The following is a 21,965-nucleotide window of genomic DNA, read 5'->3' as shown; positions in this document are numbered from 1 at the left end:
CAGAGGGGCCGGTCGGCGATCGGCCCCGGGAGAGCGCAATGGCGGGATATGAGGTCAACTTCGACGGGTTGGTGGGACTGAGCCACCACTATGCGGGATTGTCGTTCGGCAATGAAGCGTCTACGCAGCATCAGAACAGCGTTTCCAACCCCAAGCTAGCGGCCAAGCAGGGGCTGCTGAAAATGAAGGCGCTGGCCGATCTCGGCTTTCAGCAGGGCGTGCTGCCGCCGCAGGAGCGTCCGCATCTGCCGACGCTGCGGCGTCTGGGATTCAGCGGCAGCGATGAGGCGGTGCTGGCGCAGGCGCAACGTCACGCGCCGCGCCTGCTGTCGGCGGTAGGATCGGCGTCGTCGATGTGGACCGCCAATGCGGCGACCGTGTCGCCGTCGGCTGACAGCGCCGATGGCAAAGTGCATTTCACCCCCGCCAACCTGAATAATAAATTTCACCGGGCGATTGAGGCAGACACCACCGCCGCTGCGCTGCGGGCCATCTTCAGCGATACGCGTCATTTTGTTCATCACGATCCGCTGCCGCAGGTGGCGCTGTTCGGCGATGAAGGTGCGGCCAACCATAACCGTCTGGGGGGCGACTACCAGCGGCGCGGTGTGCAGGTGTTTGTTTACGGGCGGCAGGCGTTTGGCGGCGAGTACGCACCAGAGCGCTACCCCGCACGCCAGACGCGTGAGGCCAGCGAGGCGATCGCTCGTCTGCACCAGCTGGACGAACAGCATACGGTGTTTATTCAGCAGAACCCGGCGGTGATCGATCAGGGCGTGTTTCATAACGACGTGATTGCGGTCAGCAATCAGCAACTGCTGTTCCATCATCAGCAGGCATTTTTACATCAACAACAGGCGCTGGATAAACTGCGCCGCAAGATGGCGGCTATCGACAGCGAACTGGTGACGATTGAAGTGCCGACGGCGCGGGTTTCGGTGGCGGATGCGGTGGCAACCTACCTGTTCAACAGCCAGCTGCTGACCAAGCCCGACGGCAAGATGATGATTGTGGTGCCGGAGGAGTCGCGCGAGCATGCCGGCGTCTGGACCTACCTGAATGAGATGGTGAGCGGCGGAGGGCCGGTCGACCAGATCCAGGTGTTTGCGCTGCGCGAGAGTATGCGCAACGGCGGCGGCCCAGCCTGTCTGCGGCTGCGGGTGGCGCTGAATGAGACGGAGCTGCGCGCTGTTAATCCGCGGGTGATGATGAACGACCAATTGTTTGCCACGCTGAATGACTGGGTCGATCGCTATTACCGTGACCGTCTGACGGCCGCCGATTTGGCCGATCCGCAGCTGCTGCGTGAGGGACGGGAAGCGCTGGACGCGCTGACCGCCATCATGGGGCTGGGATCGATTTATCCGTTCCAGCAGTGAGCCCGATAACGTAATTTGAACCGATGGGGGAGACATGCTTGATCTATTGGCCGTGACCTTGGCGGGTGAAGTGCCTGCGAAGCAGCAGGGAGAAACGGCGGCGCTGAGCTGGCGCTGGCTGGGGGAAGGGCTGCTGGAGATCTGTCCGCAGCAGGGGTACCAACAGGCGGTGCTGCTTTCCGCCGGTATCCATGGCAATGAAACCGCGCCGATCGAACTGCTTAACCAGCTGGTCAGCGACGTATTGCACGGCGAGCGACGCTTGGCGGTGCGCTTGCTGGTGGTGCTGGGTAATCCGGCAGCGATGCGCGCCGGCCGGCGCTATCTGCATGCCGATATGAACCGCATGTTTGGCGGGCGCTACCGCGATTTTCCGGCTAGCGGTGAAACGGCGCGTGCGCAGCAGCTGGAGCAGGTGGTCAGCCATTTTTTCCAGCATGAAACGGCCGAGCATTTCCATTACGATCTGCATACCGCCATCCGTGAGTCGCGCCTGCCGCGCTTTGGCATTTTGCCGTTCCAGACGCGCAGCTATCATCCACAACTGCTGACGCTGCTGGATGCGGCGGAGTTGGACGCGCTGGTGGTTCACCGGGCGCCGGGCGGCACCTTCAGCCACTTTACCAGCGAGCATCTGGCAGCGGCCAGCTGTACGCTGGAGTTAGGCAAGGCGCGTCCTTTCGGGCAGAACGATCTGACGCAGTTTGCCGCCATCAATCGCGTGCTGCAGGGGCTGGTCAGCGGAGAGACGCCGTCGCCGCGTCAGGGGCCGGCAATGCGCATTTTCCGCGTGGAGCAGTCGTTGATTAAGCGCCACCAGGACTTTGTGCTGCATCTGAGCGATGATACCGCCAACTTTACCGAGCTGGAGCAGGGGCGTCTGATTAGCGAGCAGGCCGGAGAGGCCTATCGGGTGCAACATGCCAAAGAATGGATCCTGTTTCCCAACCCGCAGGTTGCGCTGGGGTTGCGGGCCGGTATGTTGTTGACGGAGGTTGAACGCAGCACGCTGTTTTAGCCGGCGCTGCGCGCTTATCAATAAGGCCCGGTTCCGGGTCTTATTATGGATTGCCTCAGGTTTAAACTGTCCACGCCACTCGCTGTCAACCACCGTCGAAATATCGAGGACGTTGCTTCCTCTCCGTAAAAATAAAAACTCACGCCTTTTGCGCATATGTTATGCCGTCTGTTAACGGCGGCGCGATTTCCCTCGGGGTTTCATATATTGAACCCTTAACGGCTAAAGAAGGTAGATGAATTAAGAAAGTCATAAATGTGAATTAAATAACGCTTTTTGTTACCGTGCTAATAATCACTGCTTTGCACCTTCTATCAAGATATTGCGCCATTTCACACTTTATTGCACCAAACTGGTGCGATGCACCGTTTTGGTTATAACATATTGTGCAAATTCATTATAAATCATGCCGTTATAATTTGTGTTTATGTAATAAAATGTTACATTAAATCATGCTTTCTCCACGTTGTTTTGCGCAGATTTTTATTTGCAGTGGGGATTCATGATGCTAATGTCACATAACCCTTTATTAGGGGGATTTATAAAATATTAAATGATAGCGATCACAGCCCAAAGTATAAATTGGGCGTGAGGGGCAGGGTTTAGCTAAATAAACAGGAAAATAATGATGAAACGCAGTGTATTAACCGCGGCGCTGGCGCTGGGTACCATTTCCTCATGGGCCAATGCGGCAGAAATTTATAATAAAGATGGCAATAAGCTGGATCTTTATGGTCGGGTCAATGCCAAGCACTACTTTATTCATAACGATGAGAGCGGCGGCGATAAGACCTATGTGCGTTTCGGCTTCAAAGGTGAAACGCAAATTAACGACCAACTGACGGGCTATGGCCAGTGGGAGTACAACGTCCAGGCCAATAACTCAGAGGGCAGCGACGCCAACAACGGCACCAAGACCCGCCTGGGCTTCGCCGGTTTACGCTTCGGCCAATACGGCTCTTTTGACTATGGCCGCAACTACGGCGTGGTTTACGACGCGGAATCCTACACCGATATGCTGCCGGAGTTCGGTGGCGACTCCTACAGCTATACCGACAACTTTATGACCGCCCGCTCCACCGGGCTGGCGACCTACCGTAACCGTGACTTCTTCGGCCTGGTCGAAGGGCTGAACATTGCGCTGCAGTATCAGGGCAAAAATGAAAGCCGCGAGCTGCAGCGGCAGAACGGCGACGGCTATGGCCTGTCGCTGGACTATCAGGATATCGGCGGCAGCGGTATCGGTTTTGCGGCGGCCTACTCGGATTCCAACCGTACCAGCGAGCAGAAGCGTGTGAAAATCGGCGAGGGCGACAAGGCCAGCGCCTGGACGACGGCGGTGAAATATGACGCCAACCAGGTGTATCTGGCGGCGATGTATGCCGAAACCCGCAATATGACGCCAATCAGCGTCGAGGGCGTGAAGGGCTTTGCCAACAAAACGCAGAACATTGAGCTGGTGGCGCAGTACCAGTTTGAGAACGGCCTGCGTCCGTCACTGGCCTATGTGCAGTCGAAGGGCAAGGATATTGAAGGGGTAGGGGATGCCGATCTGGTGAAGTATTTTGATATTGGCGCGACTTACTACTTCAACAAAAATATGTACACCTATGTGGACTATCAGATTAACCAGCTGAGCGATGATAACAAGCTGAAGCTCAGCAACGACGATATCGTGGCGGTCAGCCTGACCTATCGCTTCTGACGGCGCGTCGCGGGAGACAAGAGAGACGTCGGGGCTGCGTATCTGCGCAGTCCCGGTATGGCATCAGAACGTTGCATACTCACTGGCGGGCAGCCAGAAACCGTCAATAAAATCTTCCACCGGGTAGCAGCCGGCGTGGCGCAGGTTCTGCTCTTTCATCGCCACCAGGCACTGCTGCTCATCACGCAGAATATCCACCATGATCTCGGTGCAGCCGCCGTCCAGATAGCAGACAAACATCACCAGGGCGTACATTGTGCGGTACCTCCTCTGCCGTTATTCGTGCGGTTATCGCTATTGTGGCACGGTTTTTCTGCTTAATCATTAACCCTAATGATGGATTAATCATCTATATGATTAATTTAGGATTACTCTAACCGCCTAATCCGTTGGGTTTTATTGAAAATCCATCCGACGATGCTAAGCTTAACGGGGCATTATGTAATGAACGTGGTGCCTACCGCATACAGCGGCAGAGTATCTCTTTCTCAACTCAGGAGTGAATATGGGATTGTTTAACTTCGTTAAAGAAGCAGGCGAAAAACTGTGGGACACAGTGACCGGTAATGCAGATGCGGCCGATCAGAGCGCTAAACTGAAAGAGCACCTTAACAAGAGCGGCCTGCCGGACACCGATAAGGTGGATGTAAAGGTTGTTGATGGCAAGGCAGTGGTCAGCGGCGACGGCATTTCTCAGGAACTGAAAGAGAAGATCCTGGTGGCCGTGGGTAACGTCGCCGGCATCAGCGGCGTGGAGGACCACATCACCGTTGCCCAGGCTGCGGGTGAAAGCACGTTCTATACCGTGAAAAAAGGCGATACGCTGAGCGCGATCTCGAAAGAGGTGTACGGCGACGCTAACCAGTACAACAAGATTTTCGAAGCTAACAAGCCGATGCTGTCCAGCCCGGACAAAATTTATCCGGGCCAGGTGCTGCGTATTCCGCAGTAATCGTACGTTGAGAGCCCGATCGACGGTCGGGCTTTTTTATGTCTCAATAAATTAGTTTTTCTTATTTTTATGTGAATTTTATAAAACATATGAATATTGAGCGTGCGCACCAGCCGGGACTAGCGGGGATTGTTGACCGTGGGGGGCAAAGTTGGTAGCGTCTGCGGGATTCGGGGTTTGAAGCGGGTGAGTAAACGACAGCCTGAGCCTGTATGCGTAGCCAGTCACCACTTCAAGAAAACAACAACATGCTGAAGACAGAATTCGTGAGACAACGGCGTAATACCCCGCAGGATAAAACCTACCGTGACACCTTGGGTGACGCACAGTTTGCCGTTTTGGTGCTGCTTATCGCATCGGGCGCACTGATTTTTTTCACTTTGGCAGCCACGCTATGGCTGATGTGATTATTTTTAACAACGGGAGAAAAAATGGAGCATGAACTCCATAACGAAACCAAACTGATTGCCATTATCGGGTTGCTGGTTTCCGCTTTGCTGGTAGTATCCATTCTATTCGGCATTACCTATTTTTCCGACCTTAAACACGCCGATGACAAATTGGATGTTAAAGACTGTTATATCAAAAACCCATAGCTCTCCTTAACGCGCCCCGCAGTACGCTAAATATCCTGACCGAATATCGGAGTGAGCGATAAAATATTGGCACAAATAAAGTAAGGTTATTTGCTGCTGTCGACATCGGTAGCGCGTCATTATTATTTTACCGCCTTTAACCCTGTTTTAAGTAAGGGGATGAGCGCTCTGCCCATGGGCGGTTTAATGTGGCGAGATGCTTAGCGGCATTCTTCGTATATCTGTATCGTCCAGGATGAAGTTATCACTGGAGCGCCAGGCTTTTCTCGTGATGTAGCCGGTGGTGCTATCCCGCAACCTTTCTTTGCTTATTGATATCAGTTATTTTTATATAACTTAATATATCCAAACGTTGATTTACGGCGCTGTCTGGCGGCGTTATGCCGTTCGTTGTGATTACAGCAATGAATATCATTTGCATTTTTTATTCTTTTTTCGCTCCTTTGATTGATTTATTGTGATCAATGAATCATGTTTGTTAATAAATAGTTTTGTTGAGCTAAATAGTGATCTGAAGCAAGTTATTCTCCGGCACAAATGTATAGGATCTTTCTTAGAAAACCCGGGTTATCAGCCCTTCAGAAAGAAGTAAGAGAGGTAGTATGAGCCAAATACTCTATCGTGCAAGATTATCCCATGTTGTTGTTGCAACGGCGGTGTTTTGGATCTCACTTGCAGCTATGGTAATAGCTGCGTTTTCTTGAACCAGCAAGCTTGATGAAAAAAACCGCTGCGGCGGTTTTTTTATATCTATTAATTATCGATAATGGTTTTAATATAATCAACTGGTCGGACGTCGTTCTGGTTAATTCCCTGGATGCTCGTTTTCATGCCAGTGAGGCTCAGGCCATTTTCTGATGGATAACGTGTAGTGGGGGATCGATCGGCAAATCGACGCTGAGATCCTGACGAAAGTCATAGGGCGTAATATTGAAACGCTTGCGGAACATGTAAGTAAAATGCGATTGCGAGCCGAAGCCGAAATCCAGCGCGATATCGAAAATCGAGGCGTTGCTGCTGCGTAATTGGTAGATCGCCCCCGCCAGACGCCGTTCGCGGATATATTTGCCTAATGAGATCCCGGTCGCTTCTTTGAACAGCTTTTGCATGTGCCACAGGGAGTAGCCTGAGTATTCCGCCAGCTCTTCAAGGTGGATCACCCGGCCAAGATGAGTTTCAACCCATTGGCTCAGGGCGCAGACCAGCGAGAGGTGATGTTCTTGTATCATCAGTGCATCTGTGTGGAATCGACATACAGCGAAGTATACACAACTTGCCGCCGCCGACAAAAAACGCCGCGCCTGTATCACATAATCGGACCGCTAACGCTTGTCATCCGCTAACGAATACCGCTAATCTGGTTCACAGCCAGCTGCGCTGGTATCAGGTAGCCCGGCCGCATAGGCACCAGACAGAACGTCCACCGTACAACACAGCGTTGATGGGGTGATTATTATGTTAGCGACCATGATTATTACTCTGGTTGTCATTGTTGGCGTGGCCGTGTTTCTGGCGGCGCCGGCGGTGAGAGTGAAGAAAGCGGAAGGTGTAGGAGGTGAAAAACAGTGAGATGCTTGTTGACCGCGTCCGGGAAAGGGCGTTGACGCTCCGCAAAAAAGCCTGGGTATGAAACCCGGGCTTTTTGCGTTTTGCCATTAGACGTTTTTACGTTCGACGGTCTCTTCACCCCAATACAACTGGTCGGCATCGGTTCTGGCGAAGGCCATTTCCAGCGCTTTATCGCTGCCTTCCTCCCAAATTTTTTGCGCCAGCGCTTCATCATTCCCTGCCAGTTCAAAAATCGCCTCGGCAATCTCGACCGAAGTTTCACGCAACGTAGCCCAAGATTTCACGTTGTGATTGGTCATAACTCATCTCCTGTGTGATGTTGGCTGATGATGCCTACCAGTATAGGTCAAATACGCTGCAGATTTTGATGTGGGATGCGCCGTTTTACTGAAAATTCAGGCTGAAGCGGCTTTGGTGCGGCAAAGCCGCAATCAGCATGATATTCTGTGCGGCGTTTGTTTAAAGAGGAAATGATTATGTCCAATGCGTTAACTCACGATCAGGAAATCGCCTCCGATCTGGTCGCCTGCCAGCTGGTGATTAAGCAGATTCTGGATGTTATTGATGTGATTGCGCCGACCGAGGTGCGAGACAAGATGGCCGGCCAGCTGAAAAGCATTGATTTTTCAACGCATCCGGCAGGCGCCGACCCGGTGACCAAGCGGGCGATTGAAAAAGCCGTTGCCTTGATTGAGCTGAAGTTTAAGCAGGATTAAGCCAGGCCGCCCTGAGCGGGCGGCCTGCTGGTGGTGCGCTTAGTCCACCACCGTTTCAATTTTCTTGAACAGCGGGCAATCGGAGATACCGATCACCCCGTTGTCGCCATGTAAATATTGCGCGGTCGTCACGTTGCGCGCCGTGAGGTATTTGCACTGTAACCCCAGTCCGCCGACATTTTGTTGGCTGCCGATCAGCACCCCATAGCCAGAAAACAGCAATGCGCCGTACAGCACGGCCACCAGTACCACCAGTTTGATTAACTTACTCATTCTCACTCCTTGCAAATAGGCTGTTGCGATATAGCCACGCCGGAGGGCGGGACGCAACCGTAACATTCTTAAATTCGTACCAACAGGCGGGGAATCTAAACGGCGAGTTAAACTTGGTTTAACTTTCCTGTGATAGACTGCAGGAAGTCAACTGGGTAACAATGAGGCTGCTAAGTTTGTTGCGAAACAAAATTCTGCTGATCGCTGCGACCGTGCTGGCATGCCTGTTTTTTAACCTGCTTGCCCTCGATAGCTATTGTGATCAAGGTGGAAACTTTGCGTTAGGGATCTGTTCGATAACTCGGATTATTCCTTGGTAAAACCAGAGGGAACGAAGTGTGCAAGGATGTTTTTGTTCAGCGCGGGAGTGGTAAGATAGCGACTGGTATTTAGCTGTAGGTAGGGTTGTTTATGTTTGATGCAGGTTTTTCTCCGTCGCTGCTCTCTTTGGGGATTGCGCTAGTCGCGTTGTTGCTGGGGCTTTGGGTCTGGTTTCTAGTCAACCGCGCCAGCGTGCGGGCCAACGAGCAGGTGCGCTTATTGCAGGAAATCGTCGAACAGCAACAGCAGCAAACGGCGCTGCTGAAGCGGATAGCGCGTCAGTCGCGCGGTGAAGCGGCGTCCGCCGGAACCGACGACGACGATCTCGGGCCGGCGATGGAGTTCAAAGATTTTATCCCCGAGCGCTAAGGCCCGTCATCTTTGGTGAGAAGGCGGCAGGACACGGTTGGTTATTTCAGTTTTAACCATCAGCCTTCTCACCACCCTCAAAAAAAAGTCATCTCCTGATAGGGATGCCGGCATGTCGCTCCAGCCGGTGGCCGTCAGTCGCCGTTGACGGTTTGGCACCGGGCAAGATTCATTAGTACAGGTAATGTAAGTCCTGTCTGTCATAAAACTGTCGCATTGCCATCGTAATGTAGCGCCAACCCTACAAAAAGATGGATAAAGCCGATGATTAAATGGTACGAAGAAAGCGACGCCGAGGTAAACCGCAGTATTGCATTGATTACCGGAGAAAACCCGGACAAATGGTACCCTTACGGCGGCGTAAAAGGTAAAGACTACTGTAAAAACCCCTCCGATGCCTGGCCGATTATCTACGCCAATAAAATTAGCCTGAATCCTGCCGAACACAGCGACCCGTCACAATGGCAGGCGCGTATCTCCACCGCCCACGGTGAATGGCAGGCGGACAGCAGCAGCCCGCTGCGCGCCGCGATGATCTGCTTTCTGCTGAGCCAGCAGTCAGGCGACGCCTCTTACTAAACGTACTGTTAATGTTTTCCATGATCTGACAACGGACCTGTCTGCGGCGGAGGCTGTTTATGAAACGCATTATTAAAGGTGATACCAATCTGTCCCACTTGGTGGTTGCCCACGCGGCCATTGACCGTCATGCCGAAAGCTTCGGTCAGCGCCGCCAGGGCTGGCCCTCGACCTACCTGATTAAATACCAGAACGATCGCGTGGCGGTTGAAGTTGTCACGCGTCGCCAATCCTATGTTGCCACGCTGATGATCGGCGCACGCACGCTGACGAAACTGTGCAGCCTGCCGGGCTGAACGGGCCGTTTACCCGCCTTATCAGAGTGAAACGTCGCGTCGGGGGCAGCATGCTTCCGGCGCTAATCCTTGATGCACACGGGGTTAAGTGTTAAAAAGCCGCCCGCAGATACAATAATTGATTGGCGAAACTTTGCGCAGTTGCGGCAGGGTCATCAGCCATATGAGGATAAGATGGGCGGTCAGCATCAGGATACCCCGCTAAAACGCGGATTAAAAAACAGACACATACAACTTATTGCCCTTGGCGGCGCCGTCGGCACCGGCCTGTTTCTCGGCATTGCGCAGACCATTAAAATGGCCGGGCCGTCGGTGCTGCTCGGGTACGCCATCGGCGGCTTTATCGCTTTTCTGATCATGCGCCAGTTGGGCGAAATGGTGGTAGAAGAGCCGGTTGCCGGCTCCTTCAGCCATTTTGCCTATAAATACTGGGGTGAGTTCGCCGGCTTCCTGTCCGGCTGGAACTACTGGGCGATGTTTATTCTGGTGGGGATGGCGGAACTGACCGCCGTCGGCATCTATATTCAATACTGGTGGCCGGAGATCCCGACCTGGGTATCCGCCGCGGTGTTCTTTGTGCTGATCAACCTGATTAATCTGGTGAACGTGCGTATTTATGGCGAAACGGAGTTTTGGTTTGCCATTATTAAAGTCGCCGCCATTATGGGGATGATTTTCTTCGGCGCCTATCTGCTGGCCAGCGGTACCGGCGGCCCGGAGGCCGGTATTGACAACCTGTGGCTGCAGGGCGGTTTCTTCCCACATGGCGTGGAAGGGCTGGTGATGGCGATGGCGGTGATCATGTTCTCTTTCGGCGGTCTGGAGATGGTGGGGATCACCGCGGCGGAAGCCGCCGACCCGCGCCGCAGCATTCCGAAGGCCACCAACCAGGTGGTGTACCGCATTCTGATCTTTTATATCGGTTCGCTGACCGTGCTGTTGTCGCTTTATCCGTGGGGGAAAGTGGTAGAGGGCGGTAGCCCGTTCGTGATGATCTTCCACGCGTTGGACAGCAACCTGGTGGCGACGCTGCTGAATGTGGTGGTGCTGACGGCGGCGCTGTCGGTCTATAACAGCGGGGTATACGCCAATAGCCGTATGCTATTCGGGCTGGCGACGCAGGGCAACGCGCCGAAGGCGCTGACGCGCGTCAATAAGCGCGGCGTGCCGATTCTGTCGATTGGTTTGTCTGCGTTGGTGACCTCGATTGGCGTGCTGATTAACTACGTGATGCCGGGCAAAGCCTTTGAGTTGCTGATGGCGCTGGTGGTGTCCACGCTGGTGATCAACTGGGTGATGATCTGTCTGGCGCACTTGAAATTCCGCGCGGCGAAAAACCGGCAGGGAGTGATCCCGCACTTCAAGGCGCTGTGGTACCCGTTCGGCAACTATCTGTGCCTGGCGTTTCTGGCGATGGTTTTGCTGATCATGTACTGCACCGACGGTATTCGTATTTCCGTACTGCTGATGCCGATCTGGATTGGGGTGCTGTGGCTGGGCTTCACGCTGACGCGTCGTCGCGCTGCGGCCACCGATAATAAAAACGGCGCGCGGCGCATGCCGTAAACCTGAGGGAGGCGCGCCATGCGCCTCCCGCGTTCGTTAGCGACTGCCGGCGTGCAGGGTGCGTTTGCCCTGAGGATGGCGGCCCGCTCCCAGCATTTTTCTGCACAGCAGGAACAGCGTGGTGATGATATCAATTGCCACGACGCTGACCATCATCAGCCCCAGCACAAAAAAACTCATCATGGCACCAGCCAGCAGCACCAGCGGCGTCGGAACGCGCAGGCGACGCAGTTTCATGGTGGCGTACATTTTCCAATACTGTGCCTGCGCCCGCATTGCGCTGCGAATACGCCCCAGACGGCTGCGCGACCGGCGTGATGTTGAACGACCCATAACCTCTCCTTTTCTGATTGTCCCGAACAGTAAAACATAAAGTTCTTAAGAGATACTTAACAGGCTCTTGGCGGCCCTGTAAAACGTACAATGTCTCAGACAACGGGATTGGCGAAAAGGTCGGCCGCGCCGTATGCTATTTCGTCGGGCGTGTTAACGCTGCGGATCTTAACTGCAGGAGCCAGCCGTGAAGCGAACAGCAAACAGAACGAGGGCGGTCAATCGCTACTATGACGCCGAGAAGGCGCATCATACGCCGCAGGGGTTCCGCAACCCTGAGCCTTCTCTGCGGCGTGAAGGGGATCTGCGCCGCTGGCAGGATGAGCGCAAGCGGCTGGGGTTGCCGCAGCCGCCGCAGGCCGGCTACCGGCGCTTTGTCGAGCAGTGGTGGCAACCGGCGGACCTGGGCGGCGACCATGACGGCGTCTGGTGGCTGGGGCATGCGGCGCTGCTGTTGCGCCTGTCCGGGCGTTATATCCTGATCGACCCGGCGCTGTCGCAGCGGGCATCGCCGCTGAGTTTCTACGGTCCGCAGCGGAAAACGCCGGCGCCGCTGTCGGTGGCGCAGCTGCCGCAGCTGGATATGCTGCTGATCTCCCACAACCATTATGACCACCTTGACCGGCGCACGGTGCGGCAGTTGGCGCAACGCTTCCCGCAGGCGACCGTGGTGGTGCCGCTCGGTCTGAAGCGCTGGTTTCGCCGCTACCGGTTTGCCCGGGTTGAAGAACTTGACTGGTGGGACAGCCTGACGCTGGGAGATATAACGCTGCACGCCGTGCCGGCGCGGCACTGGAGCATGCGCTCTTTGTGGGATCGTAACCGTTCGCTGTGGTGCGGCTGGGTGATTCACCACCCGGCGCTGCGTTTCTATTTTTCCGGCGACAGCGGTTATTCCGAGCGTTTGGCGGAGATTGGCCGGCGACTGGGGCCGTTTGATCTGGCGGCGCTGCCGATAGGCGCTTATGCGCCGCGCTGGTTTATGCAAGAACAGCATATGGATCCGCAGCAGTCGGTGACGCTGTACCAGCAATTGGGTGCGCCGCGCACCATTCCGATGCATTGGGGCGTCTTTGAGCTGGCGGACGAGTCGCTGGATGAGCCGCCCGAGCAGCTGAGGCAGGCGCTGCAGGCGGCCGGCGTTGAGCCGGACGGCTTCCGGCCGATTAAGATCGGCGCACAGATTACGCTGCCCTGAAGGCATAGCCCTTGATGGTTAACCTGGGCAAGTCGATAGGGATATGATTGACCCGTGCCGTTCGCTATAAGGATGGTGGTGGCATACGGTGAGTCACCCGTTATTCGGACGTGTAAGCGGGGTGAGAATATATTTACTGTGGGCCGTGATTGCATTCAGAAGCCTCCCTTTTGGTTATTGAAAACCTCATTTATGATTGGATTTCAATCAAACCAAAAGGATAGGGGATAATTATGGCATCGAATGCATTTATAAAGGTGGATGGCATCTCTGGTGAATCGCGAGATTCAGGGCATCAGGGATGGATTGATGTTTCCGGTTTCGATCTGGGCGCGACACAGCCCGGCAATATGCATGTTGCCGGCGGTGGTGGTGCAGGTAAAGTTAAATATGATGACCTGGTTATTTATACTAACGTGGATAAGGCGACGCCGACGCTGTTCCAGTATGCCGCCAGCGGCAAGCATATCAGTAAAGTTGAACTCGCCATTCATAAAGCAGGCGGTGAGAGCGTAGAGTATTTACGGTTGACGCTGGAAGATGTTTTAATCACCGAAGTGCGCTATGAAGGCGACCTGAGGCAATCAATCATTCCTGTTATTTATAAATTTCAGGCAGCAAAGGTCATGCATAAATATTGGGAACAAACGGATAACGGTGGAAAAGGCGCGGAAGTCTCCGCCGGTTGGAACATCAAAGAGAACCGTACCTGGTAACTCGACGCTATTCGCCTGCGCAGAATATCCGCCGCAGGCGATATTGTTGATGGTTAGTTTGAGCCAAAGCGACGCAGTGAGGCTTCCAGCAGGTAGTTTTCCTCCGCCTGACAGGTATGCGTTTCTATATATTTGGCAGGGTCCTTGAATTCAAAATACAGAAAACTGCATTTGGCGCTGACGAACTCACGCCACGTTGCCAAATATTGATTGAATGCTGCCAGGTACTCCTTCCCGTTGTCTTCATAGCCTTTCGTTTCCCGATCGTAAACAGCTAAATAATCATTGACCTTGGCTACCCGGCGTGCCAACCGCCCCTGCGAGTCTGCCAGCAACAGGTCGGCGCATTCAGCCATCGCACGGGCGCTAGAACCACGGGAGTCTTCTGTAATACATAATCTGTTTTGTTGTTGCTCAACCAGTTGTCCGGCGACGTCAGGTATAATCATACGTTTCTCTTTATCAGCCAAAACAGGATATGTGCTGGAGATCAGCAGTAGCATAAACATCGCGGAGCATTGATATGATTTTTTCTTATTCATTTACCATTCCTTAGGTAATTGATTCTATCATGGCGTCTTTTTTGATCTCCGCGAGGGTTCTCCTTAATGTGATTAATTAACTCCTCTTTGTTATCTCTCGCTGCCGATTTATATGTTTCAATATAAGCCGCACCGTGATACACCATGTCGGTGATGATTTCCCTAGTCGCGGAAGACAGTTTATCCCAGGGTATATAACCACTTTCTGATGCCGCGTGGCGTTGATATACGCGCTTTGCCACACGTTCATACTCAGCATAAACCCGGTTGAATAACAGAATCTGCTGACCTATAGTTATTTCGCCGACCCGTCCGCGGTGGGTGCGTACAAAATCTCGCGCTGCGTCGCGCGTCAGTTTGGCGCCACCGGCAATCAGTTCGGATTTTTCCTGACTGATACCTGCACCAGTAAGATCGCGGATAACCTGTTCCCGCTGACGATGTTTTAAATCGTAGCCGCGTCCGATGGTTACGCCAGAGTGTTTTTCTGGCCAATGTAAATATCGTGAATTCCATTTTCCTGAATCATTACCTTCGCTATCGTAGGTAAACTTTCCTCGTTCCACCGTTGGTTCTGACATAACGCAATCTCCATCCATAGCAAATGTGCTGTTCGGCCAATTAATGCAATGTGAGGTTATCGATGATTCTGAATAATCATTAAAGAAAGAGAAAGGGAATTATCTGCATGCAATGTGACGCAGTGCGCAAGTTATTATTTTAATTATTGGAATTCACAGAATGAAAAATGATAAATTTGATTGCGCAGGAAATAAGCTAAGAATAAAGAGAAAAGCGAGGGGGTTATTCCTATAACGATCTAGCAATGATGTCATAAGACATCATGATGGATATCGTGCCCAGGCAGTTGGCAGTCTACCGTCCACGTAACGACGACTGGCGCAGGGCTAGCCGCGCTACATGGGGAATGAGTCGAAGGTAAAGCGTCCTGAGCACGGTGTATGACTGCCATTAACCCGCCCGCTGTGACCAGGAAACGAACGCTAGTAAACCCAGAGGCATTAACCAGCCAAGTAAATTCATAAATATTCAAAAATATTTAATCTTCCGGCAAGAAATGGCGTCATCCCGTGCGGCGATCGCGCGCAGGCGGAACGAAAGTTTTGTTAAATTCCCGCTGGGGCGGGGAGCACAGGGCATGCGCGCTACAGAGCAGAAAAGAGGAAAAGCTTCAACATATTTTAGCGTGTTCAGCCCATTGTCGCGGTTGACCGTTTCAATTATGTGCGACGCGTCCATCAGTGATTAAAAATGGCTTGCCATTGAATACAGAGTATGTGATAACGCAATTGGGTAAAACGAGGTACAGTTCTGTATATGTGTGGCATTTCTATCAGTAAAGAAGTTCTGAGTAAAGACGTTAACGTTGAATACCGCTTCTCTGCCGATCCTTATCTTAGTGCCTCAAGCAGTAACGACTCTAGTTTGTCTATGTAACGCCTACGGGCGGTTTAAACAATCCAAAGGAAATACTCAAGATGGCAAAGATCAAAGGTCAAGTTAAGTGGTTCAACGAGTCTAAAGGTTTCGGTTTCATCACCCCGGCTGACGGCAGCAAAGACGTGTTCGTACACTTCTCTGCAATCCAGGGTAACGGCTTCAAAACCCTGGCTGAAGGCCAGAACGTTGAGTTCGAAATCCAGGATGGCCAGAAAGGTCCATCAGCAGTAAACGTTACTGCTATCTAATCAGCGTCAGCTGTAAAAAAAGCCCGCCAGCGTGCGGGCTTTTTCGTTTCTGTCTCTCAGGGATTGATCATGACGGCGGCGTACTGATTACGCCCCTTGATATCGGGATGCTGCGGATCCCGCGCGCGGCGGTGGCTGTTGCGGCGGAAACTGGTGTATTTAAAACGCTGTGGCTGCTGCGGGTCGTCGTTTAGCGTACAGATGGTGCAGCTGCCGGCGCGATCGACGGCGGCAAAACCCAGCGCCGTCAGTTTATCCTGCGCGATGGCGGCCAGATCCAGGTGGCGAAAACGCGGGCTGATCAGCGCGGGCGGCTGCGGCAGACGGCGCTGAAACTGCTCCACCAGCTCCTCGTTGACTTCATAACAGCAGGGGCCGGCCGCCGGCCCGATGGCTGCCACCCAGTTGGCGGTCGTATCATCCTGCGCGATACGCTGCGCCAGCTGCTTCAGAATACCGTCCAGCAGGCCGCGCCAGCCGGCATGCACGGCGGCGATTGCCGTGCCGTCGCGGCGGCTGAATATCACCGGCAGGCAGTCAGCGGTCAAGACGCTGAGCAAAATGCCCGGCTGCGTGGTGTAAAAGCCATCCGCTTCGCCGCAGGGCTGGCCCGGCCGCAGCACATCCACGATGCGCGTGCCGTGCACCTGTTTTTTCTCAGGCAGCGTGTCGCGGTAGGGCTGCAGCGGAGCGGGCATCAATGCGCTTTTGTTGCCAAAGCCGTGCTGAATGGCCGGGATGCTGCTAAGCAGTGCGGAATAATCGGTCATGGTCTGATAACAATCCGTAGTGGGAAACCTGACGAGCAGTGTAGCGGGCTTGTTCCCGCTTTGGCTAGCGCCGGTTGCACGTCGGCGCCGGCGCGCCTTGCATCAACCCCCGGGCTTATTTAGACTAGCCGCGCCGTATCTCTCTGGAAGCCAAACCCATGTCTTATCTTTGCCCGTTGTGCCAGTCACCGCTTGAGTTCAGCCAGCAGCAGTGGCGTTGTGAAAATAACCATCAGTTCGATCGTGCAAAGGAAGGTTACGTCAATCTGTTGCCGGTACAGCACAAGCGTTCGAAGCAGCCTGGCGACAGTGCGGAGATGATGCAGGCGCGGCGCGCCTTCCTTGAGGGGACGTTTTATCAGCCGCTGCGCCAGCGGGTGGCCGAGCTGCTGGATAATGCGCTCGGCGCCGATGCGCAGGCGCTGCTGGATATCGGCTGCGGCGAGGGCTATTACACCGCCGCGGTGGCCGAACGGCTGCGTCAGCAGCGCCAGATGGCGGTCTACGGGCTGGACGTGGCCAAGGTCGCCATTCGCTATGCCGCCAAGCGTTACCCTGAGGTGGCGTTCTGCGTGGCGTCCAGCCATCGCCTGCCGTTTGCCGATGGGTCACTGGATGCGGTATTGCGCATCTATGCGCCCTGTAAGGCGGCCGAACTGGCGCGCGTGGTGCGTCCGGGAGGGCTGGTTGTGACGGTGTCACCGGGGCCGCGTCATCTGTATCAGCTGAAAGCGCAGGTTTATCAACAGGTTCAGTTGCATGACGAGCATGACGAGGTGCTGAGCGGTTTTCACCGTGAGCACAGCGAGCGGCTGGCGTATGCGATGACGCTGCCGGGCGAGCAGGCGGCGAACCTGCTGCAGATGACGCCGTTTGCCTGGCGCGCCTCGCCGGAGGTGCAGCAGCGGCTGGTGACCGGTTCGGCCTTTGACTGCGAGACGGATTTTGCCATCAGTCTGTACCGTCGTCAGGCGTAGGCGGGGCGAAAAAAGGGCTGAACAGCGTTCAGCCCATAAATAATCTCGCTTGTTGCGGCTATCAGGACAGGTAGCCCAGATGGTCCAGCAGAATATTCACCCCGATGCCAATCAGCACTAGGCCACCGAGAATTTCGGCGCGCTTGCCCAGCAGCGGGCCGATAAAGCGGCCGATCATCATCCCTAGCGTGGCCATAATCATGGTGGCGCAGCCGATCGCCATGGCGGTATGCACGATATTCACCTGCAAGAAGGCCAGACCAACGCCGATTGCCATGGCGTCGAGGCTGGTGGCGATGGCGGTGGCGACCAGCAGCCAGAAGCCGTGGCGCTTGACCTTTTCAACCTCGTCCGGGCGGTTGCGCACCCCTTCAACGATCATGCGCATGCCGAGGATAAACAGCAGACCAAAAGCGACCCAGTGATCCCACTCCATAATGTATTGGCTGGCCAGCAGGCCCAGCGCCCAGCCGATTAGTGGGGTGATGGCTTCAATCACGCCGAAGATAAGGCCAGTGCGGAGTGCTTCGCGAAAACGCGGTTGATGCAGACTGGCGCCTTTGCCAATAGACGCAGCAAACGCATCCATAGACATGCCGAAAGCGAGGATTAAAGTAGCGGATAGATTCATGTGAAATAGTCTCGGCCGGGCGGCTCCATATACACGTAACCCACCCCCAACCAAACGACGGAGTTACGTGCCTATGGTCTCGCCAACCTGACTCTGGCTGCCCGCACCACGTTTCAGACGACAAAACGAGTATGTTGATACGGGCGTTTCTGATTTTCGTTAATCAGAAACCGGCTACTCCCCAATGACGGGCGCAACCTTACCATATTATTTTTGCCAAAGACAACGTTTAATTCCTGTGGGTATTTGATGAAATTGATAATTGTTTTCATTAAATATTTGCAGGCGAAATATAAAACAGATAGTGATGCTGTTGTTGTGGAAATAATAAGCGAAAAATCGGCGGCGTAGCGGTTAAATTAGCCATTCTCGTCGCCGGATTTGATGGATTGCAAGCGGGTTATAATTTAATTTTTTGATTTTCAACAAAAAATTCATAAATCTTTTGCAGGTCGTCTAACTGGGCGACCTGAATCAATAAGCGCCGCTGTTCCAACGCAATCACCAGAATGCCATCTTCGGTTAAATTCATTGCCTTGATGCGGGAATAGGCAATAAAGGCATTGGCATAAAAGAACCCCTGCGTTTTAAATAGCAGCGTCGGCCAGCGAATATAAGCAAGATATATGGCAACCAGCGCCAAAGCGATTAATAACCAGCTGGTCAATGGTGAACCCTGACTGACCAGATTGCGGTACAGCAAAATAGCCAGCAGCGCGACAAAAATCAGGCTGTCGATGCGGCTGCGGCGTTTGAGTTTTACCTTGAGCAGCGTCGGGCCTTGACGCCTGTCCTGAATGAATTCGTCATACACGGCGTACAGCAACAGTAAAACGATAAACAGCGCGATGGCGATATCCGTCAGCGACATCTTAAACTCCCTAACAGCAAAAGCCGGGGGCAGGCCCCCGGCATATAACGGTGGTTTATTCACCCAGCAGGCCGATCCAGTAACCGAAGATGCCGATGACGAAGAACCCCAGGATGATCCATAGCGCATTGACCTTTTTACGCAGCAGCCACATACAGCCGAAGGTCAGCAGCAGCGGGATCAGGCCCGGCATCAGCTGGTCGAGAATGGTCTGCACTGTGGTGACGGTGGTATGCCCGGTCTGGTCGGTGATTTTCGATACCACCAGCGGAATGTTGACGTGCGTCCACTTGTTGACCAGCGCCCCCATGACAAACAGGCCAAGAATCGACGCCCCCTCCGTCAGTTTCTGCAGGAAGCCGCCGCCCATGTCGTTAACGATATCGGCGCCCTTACGGTAGCCGTAGGCCACGCCGTAATAACGCACCAGCATCCGCACCAGGTTAAACAGCACGAAGAACAGAATCGGCCCCAGCAGGCTGCCGGTCAGGGCGATGCCGGCGCCCAGCGCGGCGAACACCGGCCGCATGGTGCCCCAGAAGATCGGGTCGCCGACGCCGGCCAGCGGCCCCATCAGCCCGACCTTGATGCCGTTGATGGCGGCGTCATCGATAGGGGCGCCGTTAGCGCGCTGTTCTTCCATCGCCAGCGTGACCCCGAGGATCGGCGCGGCGACGTAAGGGTGGGTGTTAAAAAATTCCAGGTGGCGTTTGATCGCCTGTTTGCGCTGGTCATTGTTTTCCGGGTACAGGCGGCGGATTGCCGGCACCATGGAGAAGCAGAAGCCCAGCGCCTGCATACGTTCGAAGTTCCACGATCCCTGAAACAGGTTAGAGCGGATAAATACGCCGCGAACGTCGGCCGGCGTCAGTTTCTTTTGAGCTGTAGTGGTATCAACCATTTCTCTCACCTATTCCTAGTCCAGTTCATTATCAAGGTCGTTCGCCTGGGCGGGACCGCCCTGAACCACCTGCGGCTTGTTATATTTAGGGCTGAGCTGGATATACAGCACGGCCATCACCACGCCGATAACCCCCAGCGCCACCAGGTTGAAGTCGGTAAAGGCGGCGGTAACGAAGCCGGCGTAGAAGAACGGCATCAGATAGCCGGCGCGCATCATATTGATCACCATGGCGTAACCGACCACGACGATCATGCCGCCGGCGATATTCAGGCCGGAGGTCACCACTTCCGGGATGGAGTTTAGCAGCGCGTGCACCCCGGCGGTGCCGACGGAAACCGCGACGATCACGGCCGGAATGGCGATACGCATCGCCTGCAACAGCAGGGCGGAGACGTGCAGCCAACTGATGGCGCGCAGGCTGCCGCGTTCGGCCGCGCTGTCCGCCGCGTGCTGGAAGGCGACGGTCAGCGTACGCACGATAATGGTTAATACCTGGCCCGCCGCGGCCAGCGGAATAGCCAGCGCGATACCGGCGCCGACGCTCTGCCCGCCGGCGATAACCAGAATGGTGGAAATAATGGAGGCCAGTGCCGCATCGGGCGCCACCGCGGCGCCGATGTTCATCCAGCCGAGGGCGATCATTTCCAGCGTACCGCCGATAATGATGCCGGTTTTCATATCGCCGAGGATAAAGCCGATCAGAGTACAGGCGACCAGAGGACGGTGGAACTGGAACTCATCCAGCACGGAGCCCATGCCGGCAATACAGGCAACGATAAATATCAGTACAATCTGAAGCGTGGTTATCTCCATTGCACTTCTCCTATTGACCAAGAGCGCTGAGTAGAATAATGACGGCTGCCGCCATTAATTAAGTTTGTTTATCAGGTCCATCATTTTTAAACGCGTATCGGACGAGACCTTGCGGACTTCCAGTTCAATGCCGCGCTCATTGAGTTTTTTAAACGCCTCGATATCTTTCTCATCCACCGAGACGGCATTATTCACCTGGGTTTTGCCCTGGCGGAACGCCATACCGCCGATATTGACCGACTTAATGTCAACGCCGTCTTCCACCAGACGCCAGACGTCGGTCGGATTGGTAAACAGCAGCATCACGCGGTCATTGGCGTATTTCGGGTTGTTCCACACGCGGACCATTTTTGCCACGTCGACCACGTGGGCGGTGACGCCCGGCGGGGCGACCTGGGTAAGCAGGGTTTTGCGCACGTTGTCGGCGGCTACCTCATCGCTGACCACGATAATGCGCGACACATTGGTTTCCTTGGTCCAACGGGTGGCGACCTGGCCGTGGATCAGACGGTCGTCGATGCGCGCCAGGCCGATTTTCATATGGTCGTTGGGGCCAAGAGCCACGGCGGGCGTGGCGCTGGCCGGTGCCGGCGCAGCTGCTGCGGGGGCGGCGCTTTCCTCCGGCGGTTTTTTCAGTGCCTTCACGCCTTCGCGGCCGGTTTCCACCGCGATGGCGACCAGTTCATCGAAGCCCGGGTCGTCATCGCGCGCCATAAAGGTTTCTACCAGCATGGGAATGTTGACGCCGGTGACCACTTCATAGTTTGGCTGGTCGACGGCGACCCGGCTGGCGGCGTTGAACGGGCTGCCGCCCCAGGTATCCACCAGAAACAGCAGGCCGCCGCTGGTATCAAGACCGCGGATTTTTTCCTGGTATTTTTCGATTAAAGTTTCGGCATTCTCTCCGGGAACGAAATCGATAAAGGCGACGTTGTCTTGTTCGCCCAATAGCATTTCCGCCGTTTTCAGCAACTGCTCTGCGGCGCTCCCGTGCGTGCCGATGATAATAGCTATTGCCACTCGCTACCTCCTCGTTAAACCTCAGGTACAGATCGTTGTTTTCGCCGTCTTCCTGACGGTCACTTTCGCAGTTCAGATCCATTATGGGTGAAATTCGCTAAGGCGGCGTCGGCCCGGGTCGCCGTATTGTTACCGGTCGGCC

At 54.5% G+C, this 21,965-nt stretch carries 30 protein-coding genes and 1 riboswitch; of the genes, 17 read left to right on the top strand and 13 right to left on the bottom strand.

Going from position 1 to position 21,965, the window contains the following annotated elements:
- Window positions 1–38 precede the first annotated feature (38 nt).
- From astB to D781_RS12745, 3 genes are all read left to right on the top strand, one after another.
- Complete coding sequence (astB, locus tag D781_RS12755; protein WP_015672747.1) at window positions 39–1,379, top strand: N-succinylarginine dihydrolase; 1,341 nt, start codon at window positions 39–41, stop codon at window positions 1,377–1,379.
- A 34-nt stretch (window positions 1,380–1,413) separates the two neighbouring features.
- Window positions 1,414–2,397: a succinylglutamate desuccinylase gene (astE, locus tag D781_RS12750; RefSeq protein WP_015672746.1), complete on the top strand. Its 984-nt coding sequence runs from the start codon at window positions 1,414–1,416 to the stop codon at window positions 2,395–2,397.
- Window positions 2,398–3,022: 625 nt separating this feature from the next.
- Window positions 3,023–4,102, top strand: a complete 1,080-nt coding sequence (locus tag D781_RS12745) for a porin OmpC (protein WP_015672745.1) — start codon at window positions 3,023–3,025, stop codon at window positions 4,100–4,102.
- 63 nt (window positions 4,103–4,165) lie between these two features.
- Here the strand turns inward: D781_RS12745 and D781_RS12740 are convergent, their stop codons facing one another.
- Entirely contained in the window at window positions 4,166–4,357 is a 192-nt protein-coding gene (locus D781_RS12740; protein WP_015672744.1) for a YebW family protein, read from the bottom strand.
- Between the two features lie 250 nt (window positions 4,358–4,607).
- On the opposite strand from D781_RS12740, the gene lysM reads away from it, so the two are divergent.
- The 3 genes from lysM to D781_RS24020 all read left to right on the top strand — a co-directional run bounded on the left by lysM (window position 4,608) and on the right by D781_RS24020 (window position 5,650).
- Window positions 4,608–5,054 (top strand): peptidoglycan-binding protein LysM, encoded by a 447-nt coding sequence (gene lysM, locus D781_RS12735; RefSeq protein WP_015672743.1) that lies wholly within the window; start codon window positions 4,608–4,610, stop codon window positions 5,052–5,054.
- A 248-nt stretch (window positions 5,055–5,302) separates the two neighbouring features.
- Window positions 5,303–5,461, top strand: a complete 159-nt coding sequence (locus tag D781_RS23885; protein ID WP_158497484.1) for a hypothetical protein — start codon at window positions 5,303–5,305, stop codon at window positions 5,459–5,461.
- Between the two features lie 24 nt (window positions 5,462–5,485).
- Window positions 5,486–5,650, top strand: coding sequence for a hypothetical protein (locus D781_RS24020; RefSeq protein WP_015672741.1), 165 nt, complete (start codon window positions 5,486–5,488; stop codon window positions 5,648–5,650).
- An 842-nt stretch (window positions 5,651–6,492) separates the two neighbouring features.
- On the opposite strand, the gene D781_RS12725 is transcribed toward D781_RS24020, so the two are convergent.
- Window positions 6,493–6,879 (bottom strand): helix-turn-helix domain-containing protein, encoded by a 387-nt coding sequence (locus tag D781_RS12725; RefSeq protein WP_015672740.1) that lies wholly within the window; start codon window positions 6,877–6,879, stop codon window positions 6,493–6,495.
- 426 nt (window positions 6,880–7,305) lie between these two features.
- Window positions 7,306–7,518: a YccJ family protein gene (locus D781_RS12715; RefSeq protein WP_015672739.1), complete on the bottom strand. Its 213-nt coding sequence runs from the start codon at window positions 7,516–7,518 to the stop codon at window positions 7,306–7,308.
- Window positions 7,519–7,695: 177 nt separating this feature from the next.
- Here D781_RS12715 and D781_RS12710 point away from each other — a divergent pair, with 177 nt between their 5' ends.
- Complete coding sequence (locus D781_RS12710; RefSeq protein ID WP_015672738.1) at window positions 7,696–7,935, top strand: DUF2766 family protein; 240 nt, start codon at window positions 7,696–7,698, stop codon at window positions 7,933–7,935.
- Window positions 7,936–7,974: 39 nt separating this feature from the next.
- Here the strand turns inward: D781_RS12710 and D781_RS12705 are convergent, their stop codons facing one another.
- On the bottom strand, window positions 7,975–8,208 hold the full coding sequence (locus tag D781_RS12705; RefSeq protein WP_015672737.1) for a YobH family protein: 234 nt from the start codon (window positions 8,206–8,208) through the stop codon (window positions 7,975–7,977).
- Between the two features lie 161 nt (window positions 8,209–8,369).
- On the opposite strand from D781_RS12705, the gene D781_RS24275 reads away from it, so the two are divergent.
- From D781_RS24275 to D781_RS12685, 5 genes are all read left to right on the top strand, one after another.
- The gene (locus D781_RS24275; RefSeq protein WP_015672736.1) at window positions 8,370–8,528 is read left to right on the top strand and encodes a PhoP/PhoQ regulator MgrB; all 159 of its coding nucleotides are present in this window, start codon (window positions 8,370–8,372) and stop codon (window positions 8,526–8,528) included.
- A 91-nt stretch (window positions 8,529–8,619) separates the two neighbouring features.
- Window positions 8,620–8,898, top strand: coding sequence for a YebO family protein (locus D781_RS12700; protein WP_015672735.1), 279 nt, complete (start codon window positions 8,620–8,622; stop codon window positions 8,896–8,898).
- 264 nt (window positions 8,899–9,162) lie between these two features.
- Window positions 9,163–9,477 (top strand): phage protein NinX family protein, encoded by a 315-nt coding sequence (locus tag D781_RS12695; RefSeq protein WP_015672734.1) that lies wholly within the window; start codon window positions 9,163–9,165, stop codon window positions 9,475–9,477.
- Between the two features lie 59 nt (window positions 9,478–9,536).
- On the top strand, window positions 9,537–9,773 hold the full coding sequence (locus D781_RS12690) for a DUF4060 family protein (RefSeq protein WP_015672733.1): 237 nt from the start codon (window positions 9,537–9,539) through the stop codon (window positions 9,771–9,773).
- A gap of 174 nt (window positions 9,774–9,947) precedes the next feature.
- Window positions 9,948–11,339: an amino acid permease gene (locus D781_RS12685; RefSeq protein WP_015672732.1), complete on the top strand. Its 1,392-nt coding sequence runs from the start codon at window positions 9,948–9,950 to the stop codon at window positions 11,337–11,339.
- A gap of 36 nt (window positions 11,340–11,375) precedes the next feature.
- Here D781_RS12685 and D781_RS12680 read toward each other — a convergent pair whose 3' ends face one another.
- Window positions 11,376–11,672: a hypothetical protein gene (locus D781_RS12680; protein WP_015672731.1), complete on the bottom strand. Its 297-nt coding sequence runs from the start codon at window positions 11,670–11,672 to the stop codon at window positions 11,376–11,378.
- 187 nt (window positions 11,673–11,859) lie between these two features.
- Here D781_RS12680 and D781_RS12675 point away from each other — a divergent pair, with 187 nt between their 5' ends.
- A complete protein-coding gene (locus D781_RS12675) occupies window positions 11,860–12,870 on the top strand; it encodes an MBL fold metallo-hydrolase (RefSeq protein WP_015672730.1) in 1,011 nt (336 codons plus the stop codon).
- A gap of 233 nt (window positions 12,871–13,103) precedes the next feature.
- Window positions 13,104–13,586, top strand: a complete 483-nt coding sequence (locus D781_RS12670) for a type VI secretion system tube protein Hcp (RefSeq protein WP_015672729.1) — start codon at window positions 13,104–13,106, stop codon at window positions 13,584–13,586.
- Between the two features lie 53 nt (window positions 13,587–13,639).
- Here the strand turns inward: D781_RS12670 and D781_RS12665 are convergent, their stop codons facing one another.
- Both D781_RS12665 and D781_RS23670 read right to left on the bottom strand, forming a co-directional pair.
- The gene (locus tag D781_RS12665; protein ID WP_015672728.1) at window positions 13,640–14,128 is read right to left on the bottom strand and encodes a lysozyme inhibitor LprI family protein; all 489 of its coding nucleotides are present in this window, start codon (window positions 14,126–14,128) and stop codon (window positions 13,640–13,642) included.
- Window positions 14,125–14,709, bottom strand: a complete 585-nt coding sequence (locus tag D781_RS23670) for a hypothetical protein (RefSeq protein WP_015672727.1) — start codon at window positions 14,707–14,709, stop codon at window positions 14,125–14,127. Before D781_RS23670 ends, D781_RS12665 begins: the two co-directional genes overlap by 4 nt.
- A gap of 757 nt (window positions 14,710–15,466) precedes the next feature.
- Between D781_RS23670 and D781_RS22795 the strand changes: the two genes are divergently transcribed.
- On the top strand, window positions 15,467–15,586 hold the full coding sequence (locus tag D781_RS22795) for a DUF2627 domain-containing protein (RefSeq protein ID WP_071823832.1): 120 nt from the start codon (window positions 15,467–15,469) through the stop codon (window positions 15,584–15,586).
- A 41-nt stretch (window positions 15,587–15,627) separates the two neighbouring features.
- Window positions 15,628–15,837: a transcription antiterminator/RNA stability regulator CspE gene (gene cspE / locus D781_RS12660; protein WP_002221949.1), complete on the top strand. Its 210-nt coding sequence runs from the start codon at window positions 15,628–15,630 to the stop codon at window positions 15,835–15,837.
- 56 nt (window positions 15,838–15,893) lie between these two features.
- On the opposite strand, the gene D781_RS12655 is transcribed toward cspE, so the two are convergent.
- Window positions 15,894–16,607 carry a polyphenol oxidase family protein gene (locus D781_RS12655; RefSeq protein WP_015672726.1) on the bottom strand — a complete coding sequence of 238 codons (714 nt, stop codon included), beginning with the start codon at window positions 16,605–16,607 and terminating at the stop codon, window positions 15,894–15,896.
- 158 nt (window positions 16,608–16,765) lie between these two features.
- On the opposite strand from D781_RS12655, the gene rlmA reads away from it, so the two are divergent.
- Window positions 16,766–17,584, top strand: coding sequence for a 23S rRNA (guanine(745)-N(1))-methyltransferase (gene rlmA / locus D781_RS12650; RefSeq protein WP_015672725.1), 819 nt, complete (start codon window positions 16,766–16,768; stop codon window positions 17,582–17,584).
- A 61-nt stretch (window positions 17,585–17,645) separates the two neighbouring features.
- Here the strand turns inward: rlmA and mntP are convergent, their stop codons facing one another.
- The 5 genes from mntP to manX form a co-directional block, all read right to left on the bottom strand.
- On the bottom strand, window positions 17,646–18,215 hold the full coding sequence (gene mntP, locus D781_RS12645; protein WP_015672724.1) for a manganese efflux pump MntP: 570 nt from the start codon (window positions 18,213–18,215) through the stop codon (window positions 17,646–17,648).
- A 12-nt stretch (window positions 18,216–18,227) separates the two neighbouring features.
- Window positions 18,228–18,410, bottom strand: a riboswitch (yybP-ykoY riboswitch).
- Between the two features lie 205 nt (window positions 18,411–18,615).
- Window positions 18,616–19,086: a DUF986 family protein gene (locus D781_RS12640; RefSeq protein ID WP_015672723.1), complete on the bottom strand. Its 471-nt coding sequence runs from the start codon at window positions 19,084–19,086 to the stop codon at window positions 18,616–18,618.
- 55 nt (window positions 19,087–19,141) lie between these two features.
- Window positions 19,142–19,987: a PTS mannose transporter subunit IID gene (locus tag D781_RS12635; protein ID WP_015672722.1), complete on the bottom strand. Its 846-nt coding sequence runs from the start codon at window positions 19,985–19,987 to the stop codon at window positions 19,142–19,144.
- Between the two features lie 15 nt (window positions 19,988–20,002).
- Window positions 20,003–20,803, bottom strand: coding sequence for a PTS mannose/fructose/sorbose transporter subunit IIC (locus D781_RS12630; protein ID WP_015672721.1), 801 nt, complete (start codon window positions 20,801–20,803; stop codon window positions 20,003–20,005).
- Window positions 20,804–20,857: 54 nt separating this feature from the next.
- Window positions 20,858–21,823, bottom strand: a complete 966-nt coding sequence (gene manX / locus D781_RS12625) for a PTS mannose transporter subunit IIAB (protein WP_015672720.1) — start codon at window positions 21,821–21,823, stop codon at window positions 20,858–20,860.
- Window positions 21,824–21,965: the final 142 nt, after the last annotated feature.

Source organism: Serratia sp. FGI94 (genome assembly GCF_000330865.1).
Lineage (GTDB): Bacteria > Pseudomonadota > Gammaproteobacteria > Enterobacterales > Enterobacteriaceae > Serratia_B > Serratia_B rubidaea.
This window is presented reverse-complemented; position numbering and strand designations above follow the sequence as displayed.